Annotated in this window: 21 protein-coding genes and 1 pseudogene; 16 read left to right on the top strand and 6 right to left on the bottom strand. The window is 70.7% G+C overall.

Going from position 1 to position 23,624, the window contains the following annotated elements; translation table 11 throughout:
• Positions 1 to 602: 602 nt before the first annotated feature.
• The 8 genes and pseudogenes from E4T13_RS30970 to E4T13_RS07885 all read left to right on the top strand — a co-directional run.
• Positions 603 to 851 (top strand): annotated as a pseudogene (locus tag E4T13_RS30970) (transposase); the annotation flags it as partial.
• A gap of 12 nt (positions 852 to 863) precedes the next feature.
• Positions 864 to 1,178, top strand: a complete 315-nt coding sequence (locus tag E4T13_RS30415) for a hypothetical protein (RefSeq protein WP_240791020.1) — start codon at positions 864 to 866, stop codon at positions 1,176 to 1,178.
• A 101-nt stretch (positions 1,179 to 1,279) separates the two neighbouring features.
• Positions 1,280 to 2,362: a branched-chain amino acid aminotransferase gene (locus E4T13_RS07910; protein ID WP_137177629.1), complete on the top strand. Its 1,083-nt coding sequence runs from the start codon at positions 1,280 to 1,282 to the stop codon at positions 2,360 to 2,362.
• 48 nt (positions 2,363 to 2,410) lie between these two features.
• On the top strand, positions 2,411 to 2,536 hold the full coding sequence (gene ykgO / locus E4T13_RS07905) for a type B 50S ribosomal protein L36 (protein WP_109872693.1): 126 nt from the start codon (positions 2,411 to 2,413) through the stop codon (positions 2,534 to 2,536).
• Positions 2,537 to 2,678: 142 nt separating this feature from the next.
• On the top strand, positions 2,679 to 4,109 hold the full coding sequence (locus E4T13_RS07900) for an FAD-linked oxidase C-terminal domain-containing protein (RefSeq protein WP_137177628.1): 1,431 nt from the start codon (positions 2,679 to 2,681) through the stop codon (positions 4,107 to 4,109).
• Between the two features lie 82 nt (positions 4,110 to 4,191).
• Positions 4,192 to 4,860: an EthD domain-containing protein gene (locus E4T13_RS07895; RefSeq protein ID WP_137177627.1), complete on the top strand. Its 669-nt coding sequence runs from the start codon at positions 4,192 to 4,194 to the stop codon at positions 4,858 to 4,860.
• Positions 4,857 to 6,050: a glycolate oxidase subunit GlcE gene (gene glcE / locus E4T13_RS07890; protein WP_137177626.1), complete on the top strand. Its 1,194-nt coding sequence runs from the start codon at positions 4,857 to 4,859 to the stop codon at positions 6,048 to 6,050. Before E4T13_RS07895 ends, glcE begins: the two co-directional genes overlap by 4 nt.
• A gap of 37 nt (positions 6,051 to 6,087) precedes the next feature.
• Positions 6,088 to 6,621 (top strand): hypothetical protein, encoded by a 534-nt coding sequence (locus E4T13_RS07885; protein WP_137177625.1) that lies wholly within the window; start codon positions 6,088 to 6,090, stop codon positions 6,619 to 6,621.
• 167 nt (positions 6,622 to 6,788) lie between these two features.
• Here the strand turns inward: E4T13_RS07885 and E4T13_RS07880 are convergent, their stop codons facing one another.
• Both E4T13_RS07880 and E4T13_RS29790 read right to left on the bottom strand, forming a co-directional pair.
• Positions 6,789 to 7,595: a hypothetical protein gene (locus tag E4T13_RS07880; RefSeq protein WP_240791019.1), complete on the bottom strand. Its 807-nt coding sequence runs from the start codon at positions 7,593 to 7,595 to the stop codon at positions 6,789 to 6,791.
• A 46-nt stretch (positions 7,596 to 7,641) separates the two neighbouring features.
• Entirely contained in the window at positions 7,642 to 8,358 is a 717-nt protein-coding gene (locus E4T13_RS29790) for a hypothetical protein (RefSeq protein ID WP_240791018.1), read from the bottom strand.
• A gap of 196 nt (positions 8,359 to 8,554) precedes the next feature.
• Here E4T13_RS29790 and glcF point away from each other — a divergent pair, with 196 nt between their 5' ends.
• The 3 genes from glcF (at position 8,555) to E4T13_RS07860 (ending at position 10,986) form a co-directional block, all read left to right on the top strand.
• Positions 8,555 to 9,898 (top strand): glycolate oxidase subunit GlcF, encoded by a 1,344-nt coding sequence (gene glcF / locus E4T13_RS07870; protein ID WP_137177624.1) that lies wholly within the window; start codon positions 8,555 to 8,557, stop codon positions 9,896 to 9,898.
• Positions 9,899 to 9,972: 74 nt separating this feature from the next.
• Positions 9,973 to 10,320, top strand: a complete 348-nt coding sequence (locus tag E4T13_RS07865) for a hypothetical protein (RefSeq protein WP_137177623.1) — start codon at positions 9,973 to 9,975, stop codon at positions 10,318 to 10,320.
• Between the two features lie 72 nt (positions 10,321 to 10,392).
• Positions 10,393 to 10,986: a tetratricopeptide repeat protein gene (locus tag E4T13_RS07860; RefSeq protein ID WP_137177622.1), complete on the top strand. Its 594-nt coding sequence runs from the start codon at positions 10,393 to 10,395 to the stop codon at positions 10,984 to 10,986.
• A gap of 72 nt (positions 10,987 to 11,058) precedes the next feature.
• Here E4T13_RS07860 and E4T13_RS07855 read toward each other — a convergent pair whose 3' ends face one another.
• Positions 11,059 to 12,003: a mechanosensitive ion channel family protein gene (locus E4T13_RS07855; protein WP_137177621.1), complete on the bottom strand. Its 945-nt coding sequence runs from the start codon at positions 12,001 to 12,003 to the stop codon at positions 11,059 to 11,061.
• 144 nt (positions 12,004 to 12,147) lie between these two features.
• Between E4T13_RS07855 and ada the strand changes: the two genes are divergently transcribed.
• The 3 genes from ada to E4T13_RS07840 all read left to right on the top strand — a co-directional run bounded on the left by ada (position 12,148) and on the right by E4T13_RS07840 (position 14,943).
• On the top strand, positions 12,148 to 13,242 hold the full coding sequence (gene ada, locus E4T13_RS07850) for a bifunctional DNA-binding transcriptional regulator/O6-methylguanine-DNA methyltransferase Ada (protein ID WP_137177620.1): 1,095 nt from the start codon (positions 12,148 to 12,150) through the stop codon (positions 13,240 to 13,242).
• Between the two features lie 57 nt (positions 13,243 to 13,299).
• Positions 13,300 to 14,037, top strand: coding sequence for a PEP-CTERM sorting domain-containing protein (locus tag E4T13_RS30870; protein WP_137177619.1), 738 nt, complete (start codon positions 13,300 to 13,302; stop codon positions 14,035 to 14,037).
• 174 nt (positions 14,038 to 14,211) lie between these two features.
• Entirely contained in the window at positions 14,212 to 14,943 is a 732-nt protein-coding gene (locus E4T13_RS07840) for a PEP-CTERM sorting domain-containing protein (protein WP_170984857.1), read from the top strand.
• Positions 14,944 to 15,003: 60 nt separating this feature from the next.
• Here E4T13_RS07840 and E4T13_RS30175 read toward each other — a convergent pair whose 3' ends face one another.
• Complete coding sequence (locus E4T13_RS30175; protein ID WP_206030094.1) at positions 15,004 to 15,453, bottom strand: hypothetical protein; 450 nt, start codon at positions 15,451 to 15,453, stop codon at positions 15,004 to 15,006.
• A 69-nt stretch (positions 15,454 to 15,522) separates the two neighbouring features.
• On the bottom strand, positions 15,523 to 16,956 hold the full coding sequence (pyk, locus tag E4T13_RS07830) for a pyruvate kinase (protein ID WP_137177752.1): 1,434 nt from the start codon (positions 16,954 to 16,956) through the stop codon (positions 15,523 to 15,525).
• A gap of 463 nt (positions 16,957 to 17,419) precedes the next feature.
• On the opposite strand from pyk, the gene E4T13_RS07825 reads away from it, so the two are divergent.
• Entirely contained in the window at positions 17,420 to 18,571 is a 1,152-nt protein-coding gene (locus E4T13_RS07825; RefSeq protein WP_137177617.1) for an OmpA family protein, read from the top strand.
• Between the two features lie 320 nt (positions 18,572 to 18,891).
• Entirely contained in the window at positions 18,892 to 22,827 is a 3,936-nt protein-coding gene (locus E4T13_RS07820; RefSeq protein WP_137177616.1) for a calcium-binding protein, read from the top strand.
• A gap of 156 nt (positions 22,828 to 22,983) precedes the next feature.
• On the opposite strand, the gene E4T13_RS07815 is transcribed toward E4T13_RS07820, so the two are convergent.
• Positions 22,984 to 23,541 carry a hypothetical protein gene (locus E4T13_RS07815; RefSeq protein WP_137177615.1) on the bottom strand — a complete coding sequence of 186 codons (558 nt, stop codon included), beginning with the start codon at positions 23,539 to 23,541 and terminating at the stop codon, positions 22,984 to 22,986.
• Positions 23,542 to 23,624 lie beyond the last annotated feature (83 nt).

The raw sequence follows: 23,624 nt of genomic DNA, 5'->3' as shown, positions 1-23,624 counted from the left end.
CGCAGCCGCTCCTCCACATCGAAGAACCCAGGCTGCCGAACCATCGCCTTCCCCCGCGCCGATCCGCGTCAGTGAATCAGCCAAACAGCGTCAGGGCGAGGGGTTTATGGAGGTGTCCAGTGGGCTTGTAGTGCTCGGGAAGCGCTCGCCGGTACCGTGAAATTTCCCGTCGCGACCTCCGTCCTTTCCGGGAGCAAAGGGGGTCACACCTGCGCCGAGCAGGTGGGTCGCCATGTGCACCGCGAGCCCCTCGAACTCGCCGTCGTTGAGTAGATGAAAGAAAAAATCCGGTCTCATCGTGGCAGGTGACCGTGGGTGTCGGCCGGAGAGGGACGCTCGTTGCGCATCTGTGGCAGTGTAAGCGGCCCTCGCGTAGCCAGGTCAAGATGATCCGGCGCGCCGTCCTTGGCCGCTCTGAGTCGGGCCGACGGACGCAAGGGCTACCGGTCGCCCTCCCAGCGTACTGTCTAAGGTTGCATCGGGGCTGCCGCATTGCTGGAGGTGCCGGTCGGACCTCGACTGTGGAGGTCGGCCCAGCCTCGCACAACATATAGGAAAAAAGTCCTTGACTCCGCCAGCGCCGCGGCGCGACGCTCCCAGCTATGTCCCTTTACCAACGCCTCCCCCACCGCCGCGCCGCCCCCCACGAATGGTCCCCGCTGACCGACGCCGAATGGGCGCGCCTCGAACCCCTCGTCTCGCCCCGCAACCCAGGCCGCCCCACCGATCGCCGCCGTCTCTGGGACGCCATCTTCTGGGTCGCCTGCTCCCGCAAACCCTGGCGGGAACTGCCCGAGCATCTGGGCAAGCCGGACACCGCCCACCGCGCGCTGCGCCGCGCCGGCCAGGCCGGAATCTTTCCTATGCTCCTGCTGCTCGTCTCGGATGACCGCGACCTCGGCGGGTGGGAGGCGCTGCGCTGGCGCATTTGTCGGGCCGTTCGCCGCATCGCGAAGCTCCTGCCGCTGGCCGTCACCCTCATGGCCAACCGCCTCGGCCTGCGGGATGCCTTGCCCTGCCCGCCCGAAAAACTCCCCTGGCCGGCTTTGTCCGAAAACATCCGCCGCATCGCGCCGCTGATACAGAGCCCGACTCTCTTCGCCACCGTCGCGGCCGAGCTTCGCCTGCTCCACCGCCTCCTCGCCGGCGATTTTCGCGCGTGGCGCCGCTTCGAATGACCCAACCCGCCGCCGGACTAGGACAGGGACTCTGCCTCAGCCGCGCGCCGCGCTATGCTGAGCCGGCACAGTCACAAACCAAGCAACCCGAGGCGGCGTCCATGAGCACCGGCGCATTTCCCATCACCCGCACCAAGGCCCCCAAGCCGAAGCCGGCGGATGACAGCCTGACCTTCGGCCAGGTCCTCACCGACCACATGTTCCTGATGAACTACGACGAGGGCCGCGGCTGGCATTCCCCGCGCATCGAGCCCTATGGCCCGCTCTCCCTCGATCCCGCGACCTCCGTGCTGCACTACGGCCAGGCGATCTTCGACGGCCTCAAGGCCTTCCGGGGCGATGACGGCCGCATCCGCCTGTTCCGCGCCGACCGGCACGCGGAGCGCCTGAACCGCTCCGCCCGCATCATGTCCATGCCGGAGATGCCGGTGGACCTCGTGCGCCAAAGCTTCGATGCGCTGGTCGGCGTGGATCACGACTGGGTGCCGCGCAAGGCCGGCACCTCGCTCTATCTGCGCCCCACCGTGATCGCGACCGACGTGATGCTCGGCGTGCATCCGGCGCACAGCTACCTCTATTTCCTGATCCTCTCGCCGGTCGGCAGCTACTACAAGGAAGGCGTGAAGCCGGTGCGGATCCTGGCCTCCGACAGGCATGTCCGCGCCGTGAAGGGCGGCACCGGGGAGGCGAAGACGGCGGCCAACTACGCCCAGAGCCTCTCGGGCCAGCAGGACGCCGCGGCCCAGGGCTACACCCAGGTCCTCTACCTCGACGCGGTGGAGCGGAAATGGCTCGACGAGGTCGGCACCATGAACATCATGGTGCGCATCGGGGATGAGGTGATCACGCCGCCGCTCGCCGGCACCATCCTCGATGGCGTCACGCGCAACTCCACGATCCAGCTCATGCGCGACTGGGGCCTCAAGGTCACCGAGCGCCCGGTCTCCATCGACGAGGTGATGCAGGCCGCTGAGGCCGGCACGCTGAAGGAGATGTGGGGCACCGGCACGGCCGCGGTGGTCTCGCCCGTCGGCACCCTCGGCTACAAGGGCCGCGACGTGCTGATCAATGGCGGCGAGACCGGGGAACTGACGCGCAAGCTGTATGACGCGGTCGTCGGCATCCAGTATGGCCGCACCAACGACCCGCATGGCTGGACCAGCCTCGTTCCCGTCGCCGGTTGACACCCCGGCCCCCGCCCCCTATCTCGCGCGGCTCGAAAGGCCATTCCCATGAAGATCCGCAACTCGCTCAAGACCGCGAAGACCCGCGACAAGAACTGTTTCCTGGTGCGTCGCCGGGGTCGCGTCTACGTGCTGAACAAGAAGAACCCCCGCCTGAAGGCCCGCCAGGGCTGATCCCCTCTGCTCCCTCTCCCATGAAATGGGGGAGGGTCGGGGTGGGGGTCTTTTTGGTCGCTCTTCCCACCGCGCCGGGCCTCCCGGCGCGGTTTTCGTTGTTGCCTTGCCCCCGGCCAGCGCCACGGCCATCTTCCCGCCCATGATCGCCCTGCCCCCGCCGAGCCCCGAGATCCTCGCCCGCCGCGCCGAGATCGTCGCCGCCCTCCGCGGCATCGTCCCCGGCGAGGGCACCATCGGCGACCCGCTCAGCCTCCGCCCCTATGAGACGGACGGCCTCACCGCCTACCGCCAGCCGCCGCTCGCCGTGGTGCTGCCGACCAGCACGGAGCAGGTCGCCGCCGTCATGCGCTACTGCCACGCGCAGGGGATTCGCGTGGTCCCCCGCGGCGCCGGCACCTCCCTCTCGGGCGGCGCGCTGCCGCTGGCGGATGCGGTGGTGATCGGCCTGATGCGCATGAACCGCATCAAGGAGATCGACTTCGACGACCGGCTCGCCGTGGTGGAAGCCGGCGTCACCAACCTCGGCATCACCAAGGCGGTGGAGGGCGAGGGCTTCTTCTACGCCCCCGATCCGTCCAGCCAGCTCGCCTGCATGATCGGCGGCAACGTGAACATGAATTCGGGCGGCGCCCACTGCCTGAAATACGGCGTCACCGCGAACAACCTGCTCGGCCTGACATTCGTCACGCCGCAGGGCGACATCGTGGAGGTCGGCGGCGGGCATCTCGACGCCGCGGGCTATGACTGGCTCGGCCTGATGACCGGCAGCGAGGGCATGCTCGGCATCGTCACGGAGGTCACGGTGCGCATCCTGCGCAGCCCAGAAGGCGCGCGCGCGATGCTCGCCGCCTTCAAGGGCACCGAGATCGCCGGCGCCGCGGTGGACGCGATCATCGGCAGCGGCATCATCCCCGTCGCGCTGGAATTCATGGACAAGCCCTGCATCCATGCCTGCGAGGCCTTCGCGCATGCCGGCTACCCGCTGGACGCCGAGGCGATGCTGATCATCGAGGTCGAGGGCAGCGTCGCCGAACAGGACGCGCTTCTCGAACGCATCAAGCAGATATGCCAGCGCTTCGACCCGATCAGCCTGAAGGTCGCGCAGAGCGCCGAGGAATCGCTCGCGATCTGGAAGGGCCGCAAGGGCGCCTTCGGCGCGGTCGGGCGCATCTCGCCGGACTATCTCTGCATGGACGGCACCATCCCGACCGGCGAGCTGCCCTTCGTGCTGAAGCGCATCGGCGAGATGAGTGCGCAGTACGGCCTGCAGGTGGCGAACGTGTTCCACGCCGGCGACGGCAATCTGCATCCGCTGATCATGTTCGACGCCAACGACCCCGCCAGCTTCCACGCCGCCGAGAGCTTCGGCGCCGATATCCTGAAGCTCTGCGTCGAGGTCGGCGGCTGCCTGACAGGCGAGCACGGCGTGGGCGTGGAGAAGCGCGACCTGATGACCGCGCAGTTCGCGCCGCATGAGCTCGACCAGCAGCGCGCCATCAAGTCGGCCTTCGACCCCGCCTGGCTCCTCAACCCCCACAAGGTCTTCCCGCTCAAGGAGATTGCGGCCTAGGGCAGATGGCGCCGCTTCTCCCTCCCCCGCGGTGCGGCGGAGGGTCGGGGTGGGGGCATCTCCTGCGCTGGCCGGCACGAACATGCCCAAGTCCCGCCTCTTCCTTGCCGCGCCGGCCGGCACCGATCGCCCCGCCTTCCGCGCGCGCCTGCTGGCCGAGACCGGCCCCGCGCTGCGCGACGCCGTGCCGGCGCTCGCCGCAATCTCGCTCGATCTCGTGGACGCGACGCCCGCCGTGCCGCCCTGGCAGCGCCCCGGCGAGCCCGCCCCGCCGACGGGCGAGCCGGATTACGATGCCGTCGTCGACCTCTGGGGCGACGCCGCCGCGCTGGACGCCGCGCGCCGCGTCCTCAGCGACCTGCCGCGCATCGCCGTCGGCGCCGCGGAGACCGTCGAGAAGGACGACCTGCCCCGCCCCGTCGGCCGCGCGCCGGGCGTGAAATTTCTCTCGCTGATGACCTTCCAGCCCGACCTGCCGGAGGCCGCCGCGCGCCGGCTCTGGGCGCACCACGCCCCGCTCGCGCTCGAGGTCCACATCGGCATGGCCCGCTACGTCCGCGACTGGGTGATCGCCGGCGCCGCGCCCTTCCACGGCATCGCGGAGCTGCACTTCCCCTCGGTCGAGGCGATGACCGCGCGCTGGTTCCGCGACGCGGCCGGCCGCGCCGCCATCGCGCATGACGTGGGTCATTTCCTGCTGCGCGCGACCCGGCTCTACACCACCGAGCACGTGTTGAAGGCCCATCCATGACCACCCCGCTCGCGCCCACCGACGAGGCCGGCATTGCCGCCGCGGTGATCGAGGCGCGCGCCGCGCAGAGCCCGCTCGCCATCGAGGGCCGCGGCACCAAGCGCGCGCTGCTGCGCCCCGTGCAGGCCGCGCGTACCCTCTCCACCCGCGCGCTGACGGGCATCACGCTCTACCGCCCGACCGAGCTCGTTCTGAGCGCCCGCGCCGGAACCACCCTCGCCGAGATCGAGGCGGCGCTCGCGGAGAAGGGCCAGATGCTGGCGCCGGAGCCGCCCGACACGCGCGCCCTGTTCGGCGCGACGGAGGACGGCACGATCGGCGGCATCGTCGCGACCAACCTCTCGGGGCCGCGCCGCATCACCGCCGGCGCGATCCGCGACCACCTGCTCGGCATCCGCTTCGTCAACGGCGCGGGCGAGGTGATCCATTCCGGCGGGCGCGTGCTGAAGAACGTGACAGGGCTCGACCTCTGCAAGCTGCTGGCGGGCAGCCATGGCACCCTCGGCGTGCTGACGGAGGTGACGCTGAAGGTGCTGCCGGCGGCGGAAACCTCCGCCAGCATCGGCATCCGCGTGCCGGACATCACGACGGGGGTCAAGGCGCTGTCGGCCGGGCTCGGCAGCCCCTTCGGCGTGACCGGCGCCGCGCTGATCCCGGCCTTCTGCGGCCCAGACGGCCCGGCCACGACGGTTGCCCTGATGCGGCTCGAGGATTTTGCCGACAGCGTCGCCTACCGCTCGGCGCGCCTGGCCGAGGATCTCGCGCCCCTCGGCGAGGTGCGCGTGCTGGACGCCGCAGAATCGACCGGTCTCTGGACCGCCATCCGCGACGCCCAGCCGCTTGGCGTGGGCGACGCGGAAGCCGTCTGGCGCGTCTCCGTCCGCCCCTCCGCCGGTCCTGGCGTGGTCGCGGCGATGGCGCAGGCTGGCGGGCGCTGCCTGCTCGACTGGGGTGGCGGCCTGGTCTGGGTCGCGGGGCCCGCGGACGCCGCGACGCACGCCGCCGTGGTCGCCGCCGCCACCGCCGCCCGCGGCACCTTCACCCTGTTCCGCGCGCCGGAGCCGCTCCGCGCCGCCGTCGCCGTGCTGCCCGAGGAACCCCCGGCGCTGGCCGCCATCGGCGCCCGGGTGAAGGCCGCGCTGGACCCCGCCGGCCTCTTCAACCCCGGCCGGATGCGCGCGGGGGCGTGACCCTGGCGCAATCGTTGCGCGCCTGCCAGCATCGCGCATGCCCAACGGCAAACCCGGCGACAGCGTCCATCACGACATCGTCCACCTGAAGCTGCCGGTCTTCGGCCCAGTCTGCGACGATTTGGTGCGGCAGGTCTCGGCCCGCATCCCGCTGAGCCATCTCGGCGAATTGCAGACGCTGATCGAGCCCTGGCCATGGACCGCCGAGGGCACGCCGCGCGACCTGGACCTGCTGGAACAGCGCCTGCGCGACCTGCTGGATCGCGCCAATGCCCTGCCGCCGGACCCGCCGCCTCCGCCGATCCCCGAACCGGACCCTCCACCATCGCCACCGCAGCCCGCCCCGGCGCCGCGGCGCAGCGGCGGCGCAAGGCTGTTGCGGGGCCTGCTCGGCTTTGTGCTCGGCGCCGTGCTGTCCGGCCTCGGCGCCTTCATCCTGTCGGAGCTGCTGATCCCCATTCCGGGCGGCGATGCCGCGATGGGCACGGCGATCATGATCCTGCTGGTCATCACCCCCGCCGCCGCGCTGCTCGGCGGGATTGTCGGGGCGGTGCTGATGGCGCGGCGCTGAGCGGGAGGTCTATGGCGCCGCGCCGCCCGGTCGCCCGGTGCGGCGCGGCGCCATGTCCAGGACCGTCCCGGCCCCGGGTAACGCGCGGACGGCTTCTGCACCGCCCTGCGTGGCATGATGAGGGCAGGATCGCGAAGGAGGGGTGAAGATTTGTCGGAATTTGCCGCTCAACGCGCGGCCGGCGCCATGGGCGGCACGACCACCCCGCCCTGGAAGCCCTGCAGCGTCCACTCATAGGGCTCCGTCGAGGTCTGGAAGCGGCCGAGCCGCGCCGTGCCGAGATCGACGATCACCAGCATCACCAGGGTCCACATGCCGATCAGCGCCAGGCTCAGCGCATGCAACGGCGTGCCGCGCAGGCCAAGCTGGTAGCCAACCGCGCCCATGGAGACCGCCGTCAGCCCCAGCAGCAGCCAGAAATACTCGGCCGGCATCGGGAAGTTGAAGGCGTAGCGCTCCGCCGCGCCCAGGTCGAAGGCGTCGTTCAGTGCGCGCTGCAGCGATTCCGCCATGGCATCGCGCCGCTCCTCGGCGATGCCGGCCATCTGCCCCCAGATCGCGGCCTGCAGCGCCCCGCTGCGCGTCGCCATCGCGTCCAGTGCCGTGCTGGTCGCGGGAGCCCGCACGAACTCCGTGCGCAGCGCCGCGTATTCCTCGACAAGCCGCGCGATCTCCGGCCCGCGCGGATGCCCGACGGTATAGGCGCGCAGCCAGGCGGTGCCGATCGCATTCGCTTCCGCCAGCGCGCCGGCGCGGCGCTCCTCGTAGCGCTGGTTGTTGAAGGAGAGCGTCAGCGCCAGCACGAAGGCGAGCAGGCCGAGCATCCCGCCGACGATGACGCCGACCGATTCCGCATTGGCGTTGCGCCGCTCCGCATGGCGCCGGCCGAGCCGGTAGCCGATCTCCCGCGCCGCCACCTGCAGCAGGAACAGCAGCAGGCCGAGCAGCGCCATGCTGGTCGCGGCGATCTGCACGACGATCGCGTAGATGGCGCGCCTCCTCCTGCCGGGGCCGGGCCGGTCAGCGCAGCGGCGGGATGCTCACCCCGCCCCGGAAGCCCTGCATGGTCCAGTCGTACACCGCCGTGCCCGTGCGCACGCTGCCCAGCCGTGGCGAGCCGAGGTCGAGGATGGCGGTCATGACCACGGTCCACATCAGCATCAGCACCACGCTCAGCACGCGCAGCGACAGCCCGCGCACGCCGAGCTGGTAGCCAAGGCCCCCCATGCTGGCGATCGTCATGCCGATCAGCATCCACAGCAGCGTCGGCGGCATGCCCGTGGTGAAAGCGAGCTGTTCGGCCGTCGCGCTGTCGAACACGTCGTTCACCGCCGCCATCAGCGACGCGGTGACCGGGTTCGGCTGCTCCCGCACCAGGGCCGTCACATGGCCCCAGATCTCGCCTTGCAGCGCCGCGGAGCGCTCGTTCAGCCCGGCGAGCACGGCGGTGTCGAGATGCGCGGCCACGTAGTCGCGCCGCACCGGCGTGTAGGTCTCCAGCAGCCGCGCCACGGCGGCGGCGCGGGGATGGTCGATGGCCTCGGCGCGCAGCCAGGCGGTCCCGATGGCGTTCGCCTCCACCAGCGTGCCGTCGCGCCGTTCCTGGAAGCGGGTGCTGGCGAAGGAGAGCGTCAGCGCCAGCACGAAGGCGAGCAGGCCCAGCATGCCCCCCACGATCACGCCGATGCCCTCGGCCGCCGGCTTCTGCCTGGCCGCCTGGCGGTGGCCGATGACCAACCCGGCCTCGCGCGCGAGGAACTGGGCAAGGAACAGGACGGCCGCGAAGGGCAGGGCACCCAGCCGAGCGACGTCGAGAAGGAGGTCGTTGATGGCGGCGACTCCTGCCGATGGCGAAATGCTACGACCGGCCGCCGCGGCGGCGCAACGCCGTCCCGGGCTGGCGTGGCCCCCGCGGCTTCCCTAGATTCGCGCCATGCAGACCAGCTTCACCGAGGACCGGCTCCGCGACCCCGACATCGCCGAGAGCAACCGGATCCTGCGCACCTGCGTCCATTGCGGCTTCTGCACCGCTACCTGCCCGACCTTCGTGCTGCTCGGCGACGAGCTGGATAGCCCGCGCGGCCGCATCTACCTGATCAAGGACATGCTGGAGAACGACCGCCCCGCGACGGCGGAGGTGGTCAAGCATGTGGACCGCTGCCTCTCCTGCCTGTCCTGCATGACCACCTGTCCTTCCGGCGTGCACTACATGCACCTGGTGGACCATGCCCGGCGCCACATCGAGGAGACCTATGAACGCCCGCGCTCGGAGCGCGCGCTGCGCCGGCTGCTCTCCTTCCTGCTGCCCTATCCGCGGCGCTTCCGCCTGGCGCTGCTCGGCAGCCCGCTGGCGCGGCCTCTGGCCAGGCTGATCCCCGGCGCCTCCCAGGCGGCCGAGCGGCTGCGCGCGATGCTGCGCCTCGCCCCGTCATCCGTGCCGGCGCCGAGTGCACTCGACCGTCCGGGCGTCTACCGCGCGGAGGGCAAGCGCCGCGGGCGCGTCGCGCTGCTGACCGGCTGCGCGCAACAGGTGCTGGCACCCTCGATCAACGAGGCGACGATCCGCCTGCTGACCCGCATGGGCCTCGACGTGGTCGTGGCGCATGGCCAGGGCTGCTGCGGCGCGCTGGACCACCACATGGGCCACCACGACCCCGCGATGCGCCTGGCCCGCGCCAACATCGCCGCCTGGCACGCCGAGATCCGGGGGGAGGGGCTGGACGCCATCGTGGTCAACGCCTCCGGCTGCGGCACCACGGTGAAGGATTACGGCTTCATGTTCCGCGCCGAGCCCGGCGACTGGCCGGCCAAGGCGGAAGCCGTGGCGCGCCGTGCGAAGGACATCTCGGAGGTGCTGCTGGACTACGGCTACGCGCCGACGCGCGAGAAGCCCGGCCTTACGGTGGCCTACCACGCCGCCTGCTCGCTGCAGCACGGCCAGAAGATCACCGCCGCCCCCAAAGACCTGCTGAAGCGTGCCGGCTTCACGGTGAAGGAGCCGGCGGAGGCGCATCTCTGCTGCGGCTCCGCCGGCACCTACAACCTGCTGCAGCCGGAGATCAGCGGCAGGCTGAAGGCGCGCAAGCTGGAGAACCTGGACCGCACCCGCGCCGACCTCATCGCCAGCGGCAATATCGGCTGCCTGACCCAGCTCGGCGGCGGCGCCCTGCCGGTGGTGCACACGGTGGAGCTGCTGGACTGGATGGCGGGCGGGAAGGAGCCGCCCGCCGCGGTCGCGGCACGCGCATCACGTTCCACGCCTTGCACGCAGAGTTGAGACGCCGGCCTTCCTGCCGGGCCTAGAATCCTCCGGTCATCGCCGCGCCAGGGCGGCGCCCGGAGGTCTCCCGCATGAAGAAGCATTCTGCCGCCGACAGGCCTGGCCTGGAGGACGTCAACCTCATCCGTGCCAAGGGCGGCGAAGGCGGGACACTGACTGGCACGCCGGAGGTGGACTACTTCGTGTTCCGCGGCAGGCCGGGCGCCGGCGACTTCGTCATTGAGGGCTTCGAGCCCGGCCGCGACAAGCTGGTGATCCAGACCGACTTCGCCGGCTTCCTCATCCTGGACGACTTCGAGAACGGCGACGCCGACCTGGTCATCACCTACGAGGCGCAGGCCGGCCCGCGCGCCGAGCGCTTCTCGACGATCTTCTTCGAGAACAATTTCCCGGAGTCCAGCGACGTCATCCTGATCTAGCGGGGGACGGGCAGGGGGCGGCCCGCCACACGCCCCTTGCATGATCTGCCCGGCGTGCCCAAGCCTTGCCGCATGCCCCGCCTCCTCGCGCTGCTGCTGCCCCTGCTGCTCCTGCCGGCCATCGGCGCGGCGCAGCCAAGGCCGGACGCCCCCGCGGCGACCCGCCCCGATCCCGCCGCCGCCCGGCAGGCGGAGCTCGACCGGCTCTTCGCCGCGCTGAAGGATGCGCCGGACGCCAGCGGCGCCCAGCTTGTCGAGGCAAGGATCCGCGGCATCTGGGCGCGCATGGTCTCGCCCGCGGCCTCGCTGCTGGTGCGGCGGGGGATGCGCAACATGCAGGGCAATGCGCCGGACGAGGCGCTGGAGGATTTCGACGCCGCGCTGGTCCTGGAGCCGGAGGCACCCGATCTCTGGCTGATGCGCGCCCGCGCGCTGGCCGCCCTCGGCGACCGCCGTGCCGCCGCGCGCGACATCCAGGAAGCGCTGCGGCTGGAACCGCGCCACTTCGTCGCGCTGGTGCAGCTTGCGGAAATGCAGGACGAGGCGGGCGACGCAGCCGGCGCGCTGCGCAGCTTCGACGCCGCGTTGGCGCTGCATCCCCGTATGGCGAGCGCCGAGGAACGCCGCCGCGAATTGCAGCGCAAGGCCGAAGGCGACGCGTTGTAGCCTCCCGGCCCCTCCCTCGCCCTTGCGGGGGAGGGTGGCCGCGCCCGGCGCGGCCGGGTGGGGGCAACCCCCTCACCGATCAGGCCTCGCCTCCCGCTCCACCCGCCAGCGCGGCCGCGGCACCACGCGCCCCGAAGCCGGCCAGCCCTCGCGCTGCCGCGCCCGGTCGCCGTCGGTGTCCTCCGTCTGGTCGTGGAACAGCAGTTGCGAGGTCGGGTAGGGCAGATCCACCCCCGCCTCCGCCAGCCCCTGCTTCACCCGCTCGATCGCCAGGTCCAGCGCATCCAGCGCGTCGCGCCTTCGCGGCGGGTGGATCCAGAAGCGCGCGATCATGTCGACGCCCGAGGCGCCGAGTCCGCTCACCAGCGCATCCGGCGCGGGTTCCGCCAGCACGCCCTCGGTCTCGCGCAGGCTCCGCACGATGACGCGCCGCGCCAGCGCGATGTCGTCGCCATTGCCGATGGTCAGCGTGAAGGCCAGGCGGCGCGTCTCATGCGCGGTGATCACCTGGATCGTGTCGGTGAACAGCGTCGCATTGGGGATCAGGATGCGGCGGTTGTCATAGGTGCGCAGCACCGTCGCGCGCACCCAGATGTCCTCCACCGTGCCCTCGTCCTCCTTCACGCGGATCTGGTCGCCGATGCGGAAGGGCCGCGTCAGCAGGATCAGGATGCCGGCCAGCAGGTTCTGCAGCACGTCGCGGAAGGCGAAGCCGATGGCCACGCCGCCGATGCCCAGCAGGTTGAACAGGTCCGCCGCCGAGACCGAGGGGAACGCCACGGAGGCCGCGACGAGGAAGGCCAGCAGCGTGAACACGCCGCCCGCGATGCGCCCCAGCACGGCGGCGGATTCGGCGGAGGCCTCGCGCAGCGCCGCGGCGCGCCGCACGCCCGCGCGCACGCCGCGCGCGACGAGCAGCAGGACCAGGAAGACGATGAGGCCGATGACGAGCCCCGGCAGCAGCGCCGCCGCGCCGCGCGCCAGCGCATCGAGCCGGTCCACCGCCTCACCGAACATGGAACGGGTGCGATTGCAGGGTGATCATCACGGGGGGACGCGCGGGCGGCCGGATGGTTCGCGCGCGCCGGCGCAACGCGCGGATGGCGGCGCGGGGGGCTGGCGCGCGAGATGAGGGCCGACACACCATATCGGGTGACCGCCATGCCTGAAGCACCCATGCCCACCGACCCGGACGCGCTGCGCTGGCAGGCCGTGCTGGACCGCGATGCCGACCCCGCGGTCGGACCCTTCCTCTACGCCGTAACGACCCAGGGCGTGTATTGCCGCCCCGGCTGCCCCTCCCGCGCGCCGCTCCGTCGCAACACGCGCTTCTTCGCCGATGCCGCGGCGGCGGAGCAGGCGGGGTTCCGCGCCTGCAAGCGCTGCGACCCCCGCGGCGATCGCGCCGCCCTGCATGCCGAGGCCGTCCGCGCGGCCTGCGCGATGATCGAGGCGGCGGAAACCATGCCCTCCCTCGCCGCGCTGGCCGATCGCGCGGGCTATGCACGGCACCATTTCCTGCGGCTGTTCCGCGACGTCACCGGCGTCACGCCGCGCTCCTATGCGGAAGGCGTGCGCGCGCGCCGACTGCAGGCCGCCCTCGCCGCCGGGGACCGCGTGGCGGAGGCGGTGGCCGGCGCCGGCTTCGGCAGCGAATCCCGCGTCTACACCGATCCCGCGCGCCATCTCGGCATGACGCCCGGCGCCGCGCGGCGCGGCGGCGCGGGCGAGGTGATCCGCATCGCCCATGCCGACAGCGCGATGGGCCCGCTGCTGGTCGGCGCGACGGAGAAGGGCGTCTGCTTCATCGGCTTCGCCGAGCCGCCTGAGGCGCTGGAAGGTGACCTGCGCAGCCGCTTCCCCAAGGCCCGCATCGAGCCCGCCGACACGGCGCTGGCGGAGACGGTGCAGGCCGTCGCCGCCTTCATCGCCGAACCCGCGGCGGCGCTGCGCCTGCCGCTCGATCTCCGCGGCACCGCCTTCCAGCGCCAGGTCTGGGAGGCACTCACGAAGATCCCGCTGGGCGAGACGCGGACCTATGCGGGCCTGGCGGCGGCCATCGGCAACCCCGCCGCCGTGCGCGCCGTGGCGCGGGCCTGCGCGCGCAACCCGGTCTCGCTCGCAGTGCCCTGCCACCGCGTGGTCGGCGCCGATGGCGACCTCACCGGCTATCGCTGGGGCGTGCCCCGCAAGGCGGCGCTGCTGGCGGGTGAGTCCCGGCTGTCCCGAAAACTCTTGACATCGTCTCAAAAATAATCGAAAAGCGCGTCAGCCAGGGCAAGAGGTCCTCCCGATCCTTCCAGGACCCCTCCCATGTCCTTCCGCAGCCTGCTCTGCGCCGGCGCCGCCGCTTTTCTGCTCAGCGCCGCCGGCGCCGAGGCCTCCTCCCTCACCTGGACCAGCAGCGTCGGCGGCGCGCCGACCGGGGTGGTGCTGGAGAATTTCGACACCCTGACCGTCGGCGGCGCCAGCGCCGCCCAGCCCCTGACGCCCAGCGGCATCCAGGTGCAGTATGCCGGCACGGCCGGCGTGGTGCAGGGATTCCAGAGTGGCCGCTACGCGCCGCCGTCTCTCTCCGGCGGCAATGGCGCCGGCTTCGGCGCCGGCGGCGGCGATCAGGCCAATGGCGCGAATGCCTCGCCCTATCTCACCACGGGTTCCCTGACCGGCGGCGCCGCCTCGGCGATGACGCTGATCCTGCCCTTCGAGGTGAAATACTTCGGCCTGCTCTGGGGGTCGGTCGATTCCTACAACACGCTGAGCTTCTACGACGGCGCAACATTGGTCGGCAGCATCACCGGCGGCCAGGTCGCGCCGCTGCCGAACGGCGACCAGGGGCCGGGCGGCACGCGCTACGTGAACGTCACCTCGACCGCAGCCTTCGACCGGGTGGTGGCGACCAGCAATGGCTGGGCCTTCGAATTCGACAATGTCGCCTTCAACATCGCCCCGCCGCCGGCGCTCGGCGTGCCGGAGCCCGGCACGCTGGCGCTGCTCGGCATGGGGCTGGTGGGGCTTGGGATGGTGCGGCGGCGTCAGGAAGCGGCCTGAGCGACCAAGGGTGGAAGGAACCGGATTGCCACACGTTTCGAGACAGTGTTGCGTCCGGTTCTACATCCGTCGGTCGTTGTTCATCCAAAAAATTACGATTTGACTCTTCGTTCCGGATGCGTTAATCCATTGTCTCACCGTGTGAGGGTATGCGGTGTGCAGATGGGGGCGAAGATGAAGCTCGGACGTTTCCTGCAGGCAGGCATTGTCTTCGCGGCCCTTGCGCCCGCGATCGCGAGCGCCTCGCCTTTCACCATCGTCAGCAGCGTCGGCGGCGCGCCGACCGGCGTGACGAAGGAGAACTTCGACAATCTGATCCTCGGAACGCTCTCTCCGCAGGTGACGGGCACGGGCATTTCCGTCCAGATCCAGCCCGATGCGGCGGTGGTGCAGGGCTCGGTGTCCGGCGTGTACGCTGCGCCGAACCTCTCCGGCGGCAACGGCCTCGGCTTCGGTCCGGGCGGCACCGACCAGGCTGACGGGGCGAACGCCACGCCCTACCTGACGTCCGGCTCCACCGGCTCGCTGGCCAATGCCGCGATCTCGCTGACGCTGCCCTTCGACGCCAAGTATATCGGCCTGCTCTGGGGCTCGGTGGACGGCTACAACACGCTCAGCTTCTACGACAGCACTGACACGCTGATCGGCCAGATCACCGGCGCCGATGTCGCTGCCCTCCCGAACGGGGACCAGGGCCCGCAGGGCACGCGCTACGTGAACATCAATTCCAACGTCGAATTCCGCAAGGTCGTGGCGACCAGCACGCAATTCGCCTTCGAGTTCGACAACGTCGCCTTCAACGACAGGCCGATCATCATCGAGACGCCGGAGCCCGGCACCCTCGCGATCCTCGGCACCGCGCTGCTCGGCCTCGGCGCCATCCGCCGCCGCCGCGCGACGGCCTGACCCGCCGTCACCGGGCGCAAGCGACAGGGCCCGCGCCGCCAGGCGCGGGCCTTTCGCGTCTCAGGGCCGCGGCGCCGGCGGGGTCGCAGGCGCGGCCGCGCCCGGCGCGGGCGTAGCGGGTGCGGGCGCAGCAGGCGCGGCCGGCTGCGCCGGCGCTTCCGCCCGCGGCACCAGCCGTTCCCGCCCGATGCTCGGCGCACCGATGATCGTCCACTCGCCTTCCATCGAACCGTCCGGGTTGAGCGTGTAGATGCCCATCCCCGGCCGCTGCGCCATGCCATAGGCGACGGTGACCGTGCGGCCGGAGGCCATGCCCACGCCCTCCACGATCTGGTTGCCGATGCGCCAGAGGATGTTGAAGGAATTGATGCCGACGCTGCGGATCTGCGCGACGCCCGTGTAGTCGGTGCCGTCCAGGTTCACGCCCGTCACGTTGTAGAGCCCGTCGCGCTGGGCCAGCGCCGGGCTGGCGAAGAGCAGGGCCGTCAGGGCGAGCAGGGCAGGGCGCATCGGCGGGAACTCCAGGGCCGCCGCAAGGAAGGCGCGGCGCGGCCCCGCGTCAACCCGCCGCGGGCGGCATCACTTCACGATCGCGACGCGCAGCGCATTCGTCGTGCCCGCCGTGCCGAAGGGCACGCCCGCGGTCACCACCACCTCGTCGCCATGCTTGGCGAAGCCTTCCTGCGCCGCGGCGCGCACCGCCTTCGCCACCATGTCGGTCATCGAATGCAACTCCGGCGCCATCACCGGATGCACGCCCCAGATCACCGCCATCCGCCGGCAGGTCTGCTCGCTCGCTGTCAGGCCCAGGATCGGGCAATCCGGCCTCTCCCGCGCCACGCGCAGCGTCGTGCTGCCGGTGGAGGTGAAGGTCGCGATCGCCTCCGCCTCGATCGTGTGCGCCACCTGGCGCGCGGCGGCGGCGATGGCGCCGGCCGAATCGCGCTGCGGCGCCGGCCGGTCCGCGTCGGTGATGGAACGCCAGCCCGGATCCTGCTCCACCCGCGCCACGATGCGGTCCATCATGTTCACCGCCTCGTACGGATACTGCCCCGCCGCGGTCTCGGCCGAGAGCATCACCGCATCCGCACCGTCGAACACCGCCGTCGCGACATCGGAGGCTTCCGCGCGCGTCGGCGCCGGCGCCGCGATCATGCTCTCCAGCATCTGCGTCGCCACCACCACCGGCTTGCCGGCCGCCCGCGCGGTGCGGACGATGCGCTTCTGGATCAGCGGCACCTCCTCCGGCGGGCATTCCACGCCGAGGTCGCCGCGCGCCACCATCACGCAATCGGCCAGCCGCACGATCTCGTCGAGATTGTCGATTGCCTGCGGCTTCTCGAGCTTCACCATGATCCAGGCGCGGCCATCGGCGATCGCCTTCGCCTCCGCCACGTCCTCCGGCCGCTGCACGAAGCTCAGCCCGACATATTCGATGCCCTGGTCCAGCACGAAGGCGAGGTCGGTGCGGTCCTTCTCGGTCAGCGCGGGGATCGGCAGCACCACATCCGGCACGTTCACGCCCTTGCGGTCGGACAGCGGGCCACCGGTGACGACCTCCGTCTCCAGATGGTCCTCGCGCCGGCGCGTCACGCGCAGTCGCAGCTTGCCGTCGTCGAGCAGCAGCGTCGTGCCGATGCCCGCCGCCTGGATGATCTCGGGATGCGGCAACTGCACGCGCCGTACGTCGCCCGGCGTCGGCGAGAGATCCAGCCGGAAGGTCTGCCCGGCCTGAAGCTGCACCCGCCCCGCCTGGAACTTCCCCACGCGCAGCTTCGGCCCCTGCACATCCGCAAGGATCCCGATCGGCCGCTCCACCCGCCGTTCCAGCGCGCGGATGATGGCGATGCGCTCGGCATGGTCGGCGTGCGAGCCGTGCGAGAAGTTCAGCCGGAACACGTCGGCGCCGGCACGGAACAGGCGCTCGATCACTTCGGCCGAGGAGGAGGCGGGGCCGAGCGTCGCGATGATCTTGGTGCGGCGCCGCCGGCGCAGCGGCATGCGTTGCGCCATGCGCAGGGAGGCTCCTTCGCGTTTCGGCAATTCCGGCGGCAGGTCCGGCCGCACGGTCTCGGGCGGGACGCCGAGCGCGCGCGCCACCTCCGCCACCCGGTCGTCGGGCACGCGTTTCCACTGGCTCACCGCGGCGGTGGAGATGCCGAGGGCGGTGGCGATGCGGGTGACGGCGCCGCGCTGGGCGAGCAGCGCCTCCAATCGGGGGTCGCGCATGGCGCTAAGTTAGCGTTTCAAAGCCAGCCGCGCCAGCACGCCGTGCGCAGCTTATCATCGCTAAGGCACCCCGCCGCGCGCTAATCGCGCCTGTTTGAATCCGTGTAGCGCGCCTGTGTGTGGCCGTCCGGTCACAGCGGGGGCGAATTGGCCCCGCCGATGCTGCCGGCGCGCGGCAACCGCGTTGGTCGCGCGGGCGCAACCGGCCCGCCGCAATCTGGCGGCAGGGACCAAGGAGATTTCGACGATGCGATTCAGGACGTCACTGCTTGCCACGACGCTGCTCATCCTGCCTGGCGTGGCTGGCGCCCAGGGCCTGTTGCCGACCTTCGGTGGCGCCGGCTCGGGCATCTACATTGCCGGCGGCGCGGGCGTGAACTGGCTGGGCGACAGCGACCTCAACAGCCAGGGCGCCTTCCGCAACGCGCTCGGCGCGGCCGGTGTCGGCCAGACCGGCAATGCCGATTTCGACACCGGCTGGGTCGGCGTGCTGAGCGTCGGCTATGCCTTCGGCAACGGCCTCCGCGCCGAGATCGAGGGCAACTACCGCGACAACAGCATCAACGGCATCAACGGCTTCGCCGGAATCGCCGCCCCGCGCACGCAGAGCGGCGACGTGCAGACCTATGGCGCGATGGCGAACCTGTTCTACGATTTCGACCTCGGCTGGAATCTGGGCGGCGTCGGCATCGTGCCCTACATCGGCGGCGGCATCGGCTACGCCGTGCAGAACTGGGACAACGTCCGCATCAACTCGCCGAGCACGGGGCGCAGCGTGCAGATCGACGGCGACAACGGCAACTTCGCCTGGCAGGCCATCGTCGGCGCGGCCTTCCCGGTCGCCTCCGTCCCCGGCCTCGCCTTCACGGCGGAAGGCCGCTACTTCGCCACGCTGTCGGACGACGTGGACGCCACCTTCACCAACGCCGCGGGCACCACGACCACGCAGCGCGGCGCGGTCGAGGTGGACAACAGCAACTGGAGCATCCTGGTCGGCCTGCGCTACACCTTCGGCGCCGCCCCGCCGCCGCCGCCGGTCGCCGCTCCGGTCGCGCCTGCCCCGGCCCCGGCCCGCACCTACCTGGTGTTCTTCGACTGGGATCGCGCCGACCTGAACGAGCGTGCGCGCCAGATCATCCAGGAAGCCGCGATGAACTCCACCCGCGTGCAGACCACGCGGATCGAGGTGGCCGGCCATGCCGACCGCTCCGGCACGCCGCAGTACAACCAGCGCCTGTCCGAGCGTCGCGCCCAGGCCGTGGCGGCGGAACTCGAGCGCCAGGGCGTGCCGCGCTCGGCGATGGTCATCCAGGCCTTCGGCGAGAGCCGCCCGCTGGTGCCCACCGCCGACGGCGTGCGCGAGCCGCAGAACCGTCGCGTGGAGATCGTGCTGCGCTGAGGCGTGATGCGCGCGCGGCCCGCCGTCCCTCCCTTCTGTCTTGGGAAGGGTCGGCGGCGCCGGGCGCGCTCGCGGCGCCGCAACGCCCCGGCTGCCGCCTGCCTCCTGCATAAGCGGTCTCTCAATCAGCGAGAGAAATGTTGATGCGCTATTGACGCGACCGGCGCGGTGACGACACCCTGCGGCCGCGTTCGCTCAAGGCATATCAAATTGGTGGCATCGCGCCGGAATTCCGGTCGCGATGCAAGAAGCCGAGCCACTGCGCGCGCTGCCGGACACTGTCCCCGGGCGAAAGCTCCGGGTGGCTCGGAGATGCGCGCATGGCTACCCCGGTCGATCTTTCGCTGCACCTGACGCAGGCCTTCATCGACGAACTGACGCAGAAGCACAGCGCCGCGCAGCCCGGCGATGGCAACGGCATCTACGCCTATCTCTGGTACGACCAGCCGAAGAGCGGCGGATCGCATTGGACGCAGCTCGTCAACGACGGCGCGCTGGTCGGCGGCACCGCCAACGCCACCCTCGGCACGCACGACTTCACCGTCCAGCTCACGCCGGATTCCAGCGACGGCACCAAGCAGGTCACCGCCGGCAAGATCTATCTGATCGTCCAGAGCGAGCCGATCACCGCCACGCATGTGGACCTGGAGACGACGCTCACCAGCCAGTCGATGATAAATCCCGGCAACGCGCTGCAGTACCACTTCGGCTACGACACCTTCGAAGTCACGCTCGGCAACTCGCCCAACGATGCCGGCAACCTCTCCGCCATCGACAGCTTCTCGCGCCAGCTCGGCGTCAGCGTCACGGGGACGGGCGGCACCAACGCGCGCGGCTATTCCTCCCTGGTGGATGCGACGGCGCTCGATGCGCTGATCGCCGCGGCCGGGCAGAAGGCGAGCGATCCCGCCGATCCCACGAAGGGCGTGAACCCCGTCGCGCCCTATCCCGCCGGCAGCACCGCGGCCGAATGGCACGACGGCAAGTCCACCGACATGATCGTCTTCACGCCGGCCCAGTCCGCGCAGGGCGGCACCGACTACGAAGCGTTCAAGTCGGCGCAGTGGCAGCAATACATCGATGCCGTGCTCGCGATGACCGACATCGAGGTCTCCGGCTACTTCAACGGCGCCGCCGACAAGCGCGGCAACGTCGCGACCTACCACAATCCCGGCTATTTCGCGTACACGCTGACCAAGACCGAGCTGAAGACCTCCGGCGTCTATGGCGATGCCGGCACCTACTTCCTGCTCTCGCCGGAAGCGTCGAGCCAGGTGAAGGGCTACATCGTCATCAGCCCCGAAGGGCTGCGCGACAACCTCTATTCGCCCGGCCTCGGCACCGCCACCGCCAAGGCCTACGTGTTCAGCGACGCCGCGCTGAAGAACCCCTTCAACATCGACGGCACCTCGCCGAACGGCGAGATGAACACCGGCGAGAACAACCAGTGGGGCAAGATCTTCACGCAGATCTTCACCGGCTTCTCCGGCGGCTACTACGGCGGAGTCGGGCATTCCATCCCCACCGCGCTCGACAGCGCCACCAAGCTGGCGGACTTCGCCGTCAACCTGAACAAGAGCTACAACTGGGATCCGACCTACGCCTTCGACGGCGCGCGCAGCAACACCGCGCTCGGCTTCCAGCACTACGACCCCTATGCGAAGGTCTTCTTCGACAATGCCGGCGTCTATGGCGGCGCCTATTCCGATGCGCTGACCAGCAAGTTCACGCAATCCGTGCTGCTGCCGGTGTACGACCATGCCGCGGGCCGCAACTACGCCACCATCGACCTCTGGGCCTATGGGCGGGAGGAGGCGATGGGGCACGTGCCCGGCACCAGCACCGCCTTCTTCGCGGGCAACAAGATCGCCAACTACCTGGCGCCGAATGGCGACGACTACGCCGCGGTGTCGATGATCAACCAGAACCTCAACATCAGCGTCGCGCTGGCCAATGGCGGCATGGTCGTCGACATCGCCAATGTCGCGGTCAAGCTCGGCCTCTATCTCGGTGACGGGACCTTCCAGTACCTCTCGATCCCCACCGGCGCCGACCAGAAGGGCGGCGGCTACTGGCAGAACTGGCGCATCACCTTCGACGACACCAAGCCGGCCGGCCAGAAATTCGCGCTGGTCACCACGCCGACCGCGACCACGGAGTTCACCAAGACCACCACGGGCACGCTCACCTTCAACCAGTTCCCGAGCGCGGCGAACACCACGGTGGTCTATGAGCTGGTGGTCGGCGACAAGACCTTCCACCTCTACGCCAAGACCGACGCCTCCGGCAGCTTCACCGAGACCGCCATCGACGGCCTCGGCACCGCGGTCTTCCCCAACGTCCCCGGCCCCTACCAGACCTTCACCGCCGTGCTGCTCGGCGGCGAGAAGGACGCCATACCGCCCGGCGACCTCATCCGCGACACGTCGCAGGACTACCTCGACAGCATCCCGCACAACCCCGACCCGATCAACCACAACGACCTGATCTACGCGCCGGTCGCCGGCACGCTCTCCGGCACCAGCTTCACCGCGCTGGCCGGCCAGACGAACTGGAAGTCCATCACGCTGAGCCTGACCGGCGCGCAGACGCTCGCCTTTGCCTGGAGCGGCAAGAACCCGATCGGCGTGAGCTGGATCTCCGGCCCCACCAACAAGATCCACGCCCTCGACGTCGCGCTGGTCACCATCACCGACACGGCGACGAACAAGGCGGTCGGCACGCTCAAGGGCATCGCCAACATCGACGGCGAATGGCAGACCACCACCGCCTACACCTTCGCCAAGTCCGGCACCTACAAGGTCACCATTACCGAGCAGACGCCGGACGGGCACAACTACGGCTGGGCGAGCTTTCCGCTCACGCTCGACATCACCGTCAGCACCGCGCTGTTCACCGCCCCGCAGCTCGGCACGATGACGCCGACCGACTTCAACCTGCTCGAGCTCGGCGGCACGCATGTGGTGGATTCCGTCGAGAAGGACGTCACCCTGACGCTCGAGCAGGCGCTCGGCCTCGGCGCGCTGATCCTCGATCCCGCGGACCGGGTGACCGTCGCCGCAACCGGCGCGGAGCTCGCCGCGCTCACCACCGCGCAGCTTGCCGCGCTCGCGGCGCGCGGCGTGGACTTCCTCGACGCGACGGACGACGCGCTCGTGCTCGACGTCGCGCAGTATCTCGCGCTGGCCAAGCTGAAGGTGAAGCTCACCGCGGGCGACCAGGTCACGCTGCGCGACGGCAGCGACGCCATCGCGGCGCTGGGCACCGCCGGCCTGAAGTCGCTCGGCGCGCGGCTGGTGGATGTGCTGGATTCCACCGATGGCGAGCTGCGCCTGCCGGTCGATGCGCTGCTCGCGCTCGGCGGCGTGACGCTCGATCCCTCCGACACCGTCACCGCGACCGCGCATGGCCTGCGCCTGACGCTGCTGACGCAGGCGGAGATCGCGCAGCTCGGCGCGGCGGGCGTGGACGCGGTGGATTCCACCACGCGCGTGACCGGGCTGACCAACGGCCAGCTCAAGGCCTTCGACAGCGCCGGCATCAGCCTCTCGGCCGACGACCTCTATCTGATCGGCGCCGGCCTCGGCGACGACGTGATCGACGTCACCGGCCAGCCCTTCGGGCCGGACGACCTGCTCTCCGGCAGCACGGGCGACGACCTCTATCGCGTCGGCACCTCGGGCGCGAAGGCGATCGAGCTGCCCTTCAGCGGCCAGGACACGGTGGAATCCGCCGCCTCCTACACGCTGTTCCCGTTCATCGAGGCGCTTGTGCTGGTCGGCACCGACGACATCGACGGCACAGGCTCCGCCACCGCCTCCCACCTGACGGGCAATGCGGGCAACAATCGCCTGACCGGTTTGGGCGGCGAGGATTCGCTGGCGGGCGGCGACGGCAACGACACGCTGATCGGCGGCCGTGGCGCGGACGAGCTCACCGGCGGCACCGGCGCGGACGCCTTCCGCTTCCTCAGCAACAAGGACGGGATGGACACGATCCACGACTTCACGCCGGGCGAGGACCGCATCGAGCTCTCGCTGCTCGCCTTCGGTGCGCTCGGCGTCGCCGGCGCGCTCGATCCCGCCCGCTTCGCCGAGGATGCGCCGGTCGGCAAGGTCGCGCAGCTCGTCTACGACACGGTATCGGGCCTGCTGACCTGGGATGCCGACGGCACTGGCGCGAAGGCCCCGGTGCTGCTGGCGCAACTGGAAGGCGCGCCCTCGCTCAGCGCCGCCGACCTGGCGCTGGTGGCCTGAGCCAGGGCGCGCGGCAGGTCGCGGAGCATGTCGAACCCGCGGTCCCATGCCGCGCGCGGTCGCGATCCCTGCGACCGCGCCACGCATGGGCGCGACCCTGGCACAAGTCGTGCAGCAGAACGGCGGGTGACTCCGGCGTCCTTCGCCTTCAGTGAGTCACGCCCGCCGGCGTGTCGCGACGAGGCCAGCCAAGCCCACGGCAAAAAGCGCGAGTGCGGGCGGCGCCGGCACCTGCGTATCCGGGGCGGCGAGCGTGTAGGTGGCGCTGTAGGTGGTCACCGCGGTGGTCGCCGACGCGATGGACAGCGTGATGACATCGCCGGCCAGCGAGGCCGCCAGCCCCGGCACATTCGACGAGACCAGCGTCAGTTCCTCGAACGCCCCGGCGGTGAGCGCGGTCAGCACGATCTGCAGGTTCGCGAAGGACCCGGCGATACCCGAGGCGAAGGTGAAGGTCATCTGCGTCGCCGTGAAATCCACGAAGAACCCGTCACTGGTGCTGGCCACGCCGAACTCGACGAGCGGATCGGCGATGGTGACCGGCAGGCCGCCACTGTTGCCATAGCCTGAGGGCACGAAGCCGTTCGCTGGATCGGCGAAGTTCTGGCCGCCGAAGTTGAGGTTTCCGTTCACCTGCACGCCGAGCAGGCTGGCCTGGGCATGGCCGGCGAGGGCGACGACCAGCCCGAGGACGATCAAGGCACGTTTCAGCATTCCAGTCTCCCTTGTCGGCGCGGCCTCCGCTGGCATGCGGATTCACCGGACCTGACGCACCATCGTGCCGGCTCGATCCGGGA

The organism is Roseomonas sp. AR75, from assembly GCF_005222815.1.
GTDB lineage: Bacteria > Pseudomonadota > Alphaproteobacteria > Acetobacterales > Acetobacteraceae > Falsiroseomonas.
The sequence above is the reverse complement of the archived record's forward strand: the minus strand, read 5'-3'. Positions and strand labels throughout refer to the sequence as shown.

Coding starts and splice junctions, on each gene's coding strand:
- E4T13_RS30415 (WP_240791020.1), top strand. CDS start 864: ATGCTCCTGCTGCTCGTCTCGGATGACCGCGACCTCGGCGGGTGGGAG.
- E4T13_RS07910 (WP_137177629.1), top strand. CDS start 1,280: ATGAGCACCGGCGCATTTCCCATCACCCGCACCAAGGCCCCCAAGCCG.
- ykgO (WP_109872693.1), top strand. CDS start 2,411: ATGAAGATCCGCAACTCGCTCAAGACCGCGAAGACCCGCGACAAGAAC.
- E4T13_RS07900 (WP_137177628.1), top strand. CDS start 2,679: ATGATCGCCCTGCCCCCGCCGAGCCCCGAGATCCTCGCCCGCCGCGCC.
- E4T13_RS07895 (WP_137177627.1), top strand. CDS start 4,192: ATGCCCAAGTCCCGCCTCTTCCTTGCCGCGCCGGCCGGCACCGATCGC.
- glcE (WP_137177626.1), top strand. CDS start 4,857: ATGACCACCCCGCTCGCGCCCACCGACGAGGCCGGCATTGCCGCCGCG.
- E4T13_RS07885 (WP_137177625.1), top strand. CDS start 6,088: ATGCCCAACGGCAAACCCGGCGACAGCGTCCATCACGACATCGTCCAC.
- glcF (WP_137177624.1), top strand. CDS start 8,555: ATGCAGACCAGCTTCACCGAGGACCGGCTCCGCGACCCCGACATCGCC.
- E4T13_RS07865 (WP_137177623.1), top strand. CDS start 9,973: ATGAAGAAGCATTCTGCCGCCGACAGGCCTGGCCTGGAGGACGTCAAC.
- E4T13_RS07860 (WP_137177622.1), top strand. CDS start 10,393: ATGCCCCGCCTCCTCGCGCTGCTGCTGCCCCTGCTGCTCCTGCCGGCC.
- E4T13_RS07855 (WP_137177621.1), bottom strand. CDS start 12,003: ATGTTCGGTGAGGCGGTGGACCGGCTCGATGCGCTGGCGCGCGGCGCG.
- ada (WP_137177620.1), top strand. CDS start 12,148: ATGCCTGAAGCACCCATGCCCACCGACCCGGACGCGCTGCGCTGGCAG.
- E4T13_RS30870 (WP_137177619.1), top strand. CDS start 13,300: ATGTCCTTCCGCAGCCTGCTCTGCGCCGGCGCCGCCGCTTTTCTGCTC.
- E4T13_RS07840 (WP_170984857.1), top strand. CDS start 14,212: ATGAAGCTCGGACGTTTCCTGCAGGCAGGCATTGTCTTCGCGGCCCTT.
- E4T13_RS30175 (WP_206030094.1), bottom strand. CDS start 15,453: ATGCGCCCTGCCCTGCTCGCCCTGACGGCCCTGCTCTTCGCCAGCCCG.
- pyk (WP_137177752.1), bottom strand. CDS start 16,956: ATGGCGCAACGCATGCCGCTGCGCCGGCGGCGCCGCACCAAGATCATC.
- E4T13_RS07825 (WP_137177617.1), top strand. CDS start 17,420: ATGCGATTCAGGACGTCACTGCTTGCCACGACGCTGCTCATCCTGCCT.
- E4T13_RS07820 (WP_137177616.1), top strand. CDS start 18,892: ATGGCTACCCCGGTCGATCTTTCGCTGCACCTGACGCAGGCCTTCATC.
- E4T13_RS07815 (WP_137177615.1), bottom strand. CDS start 23,541: ATGCTGAAACGTGCCTTGATCGTCCTCGGGCTGGTCGTCGCCCTCGCC.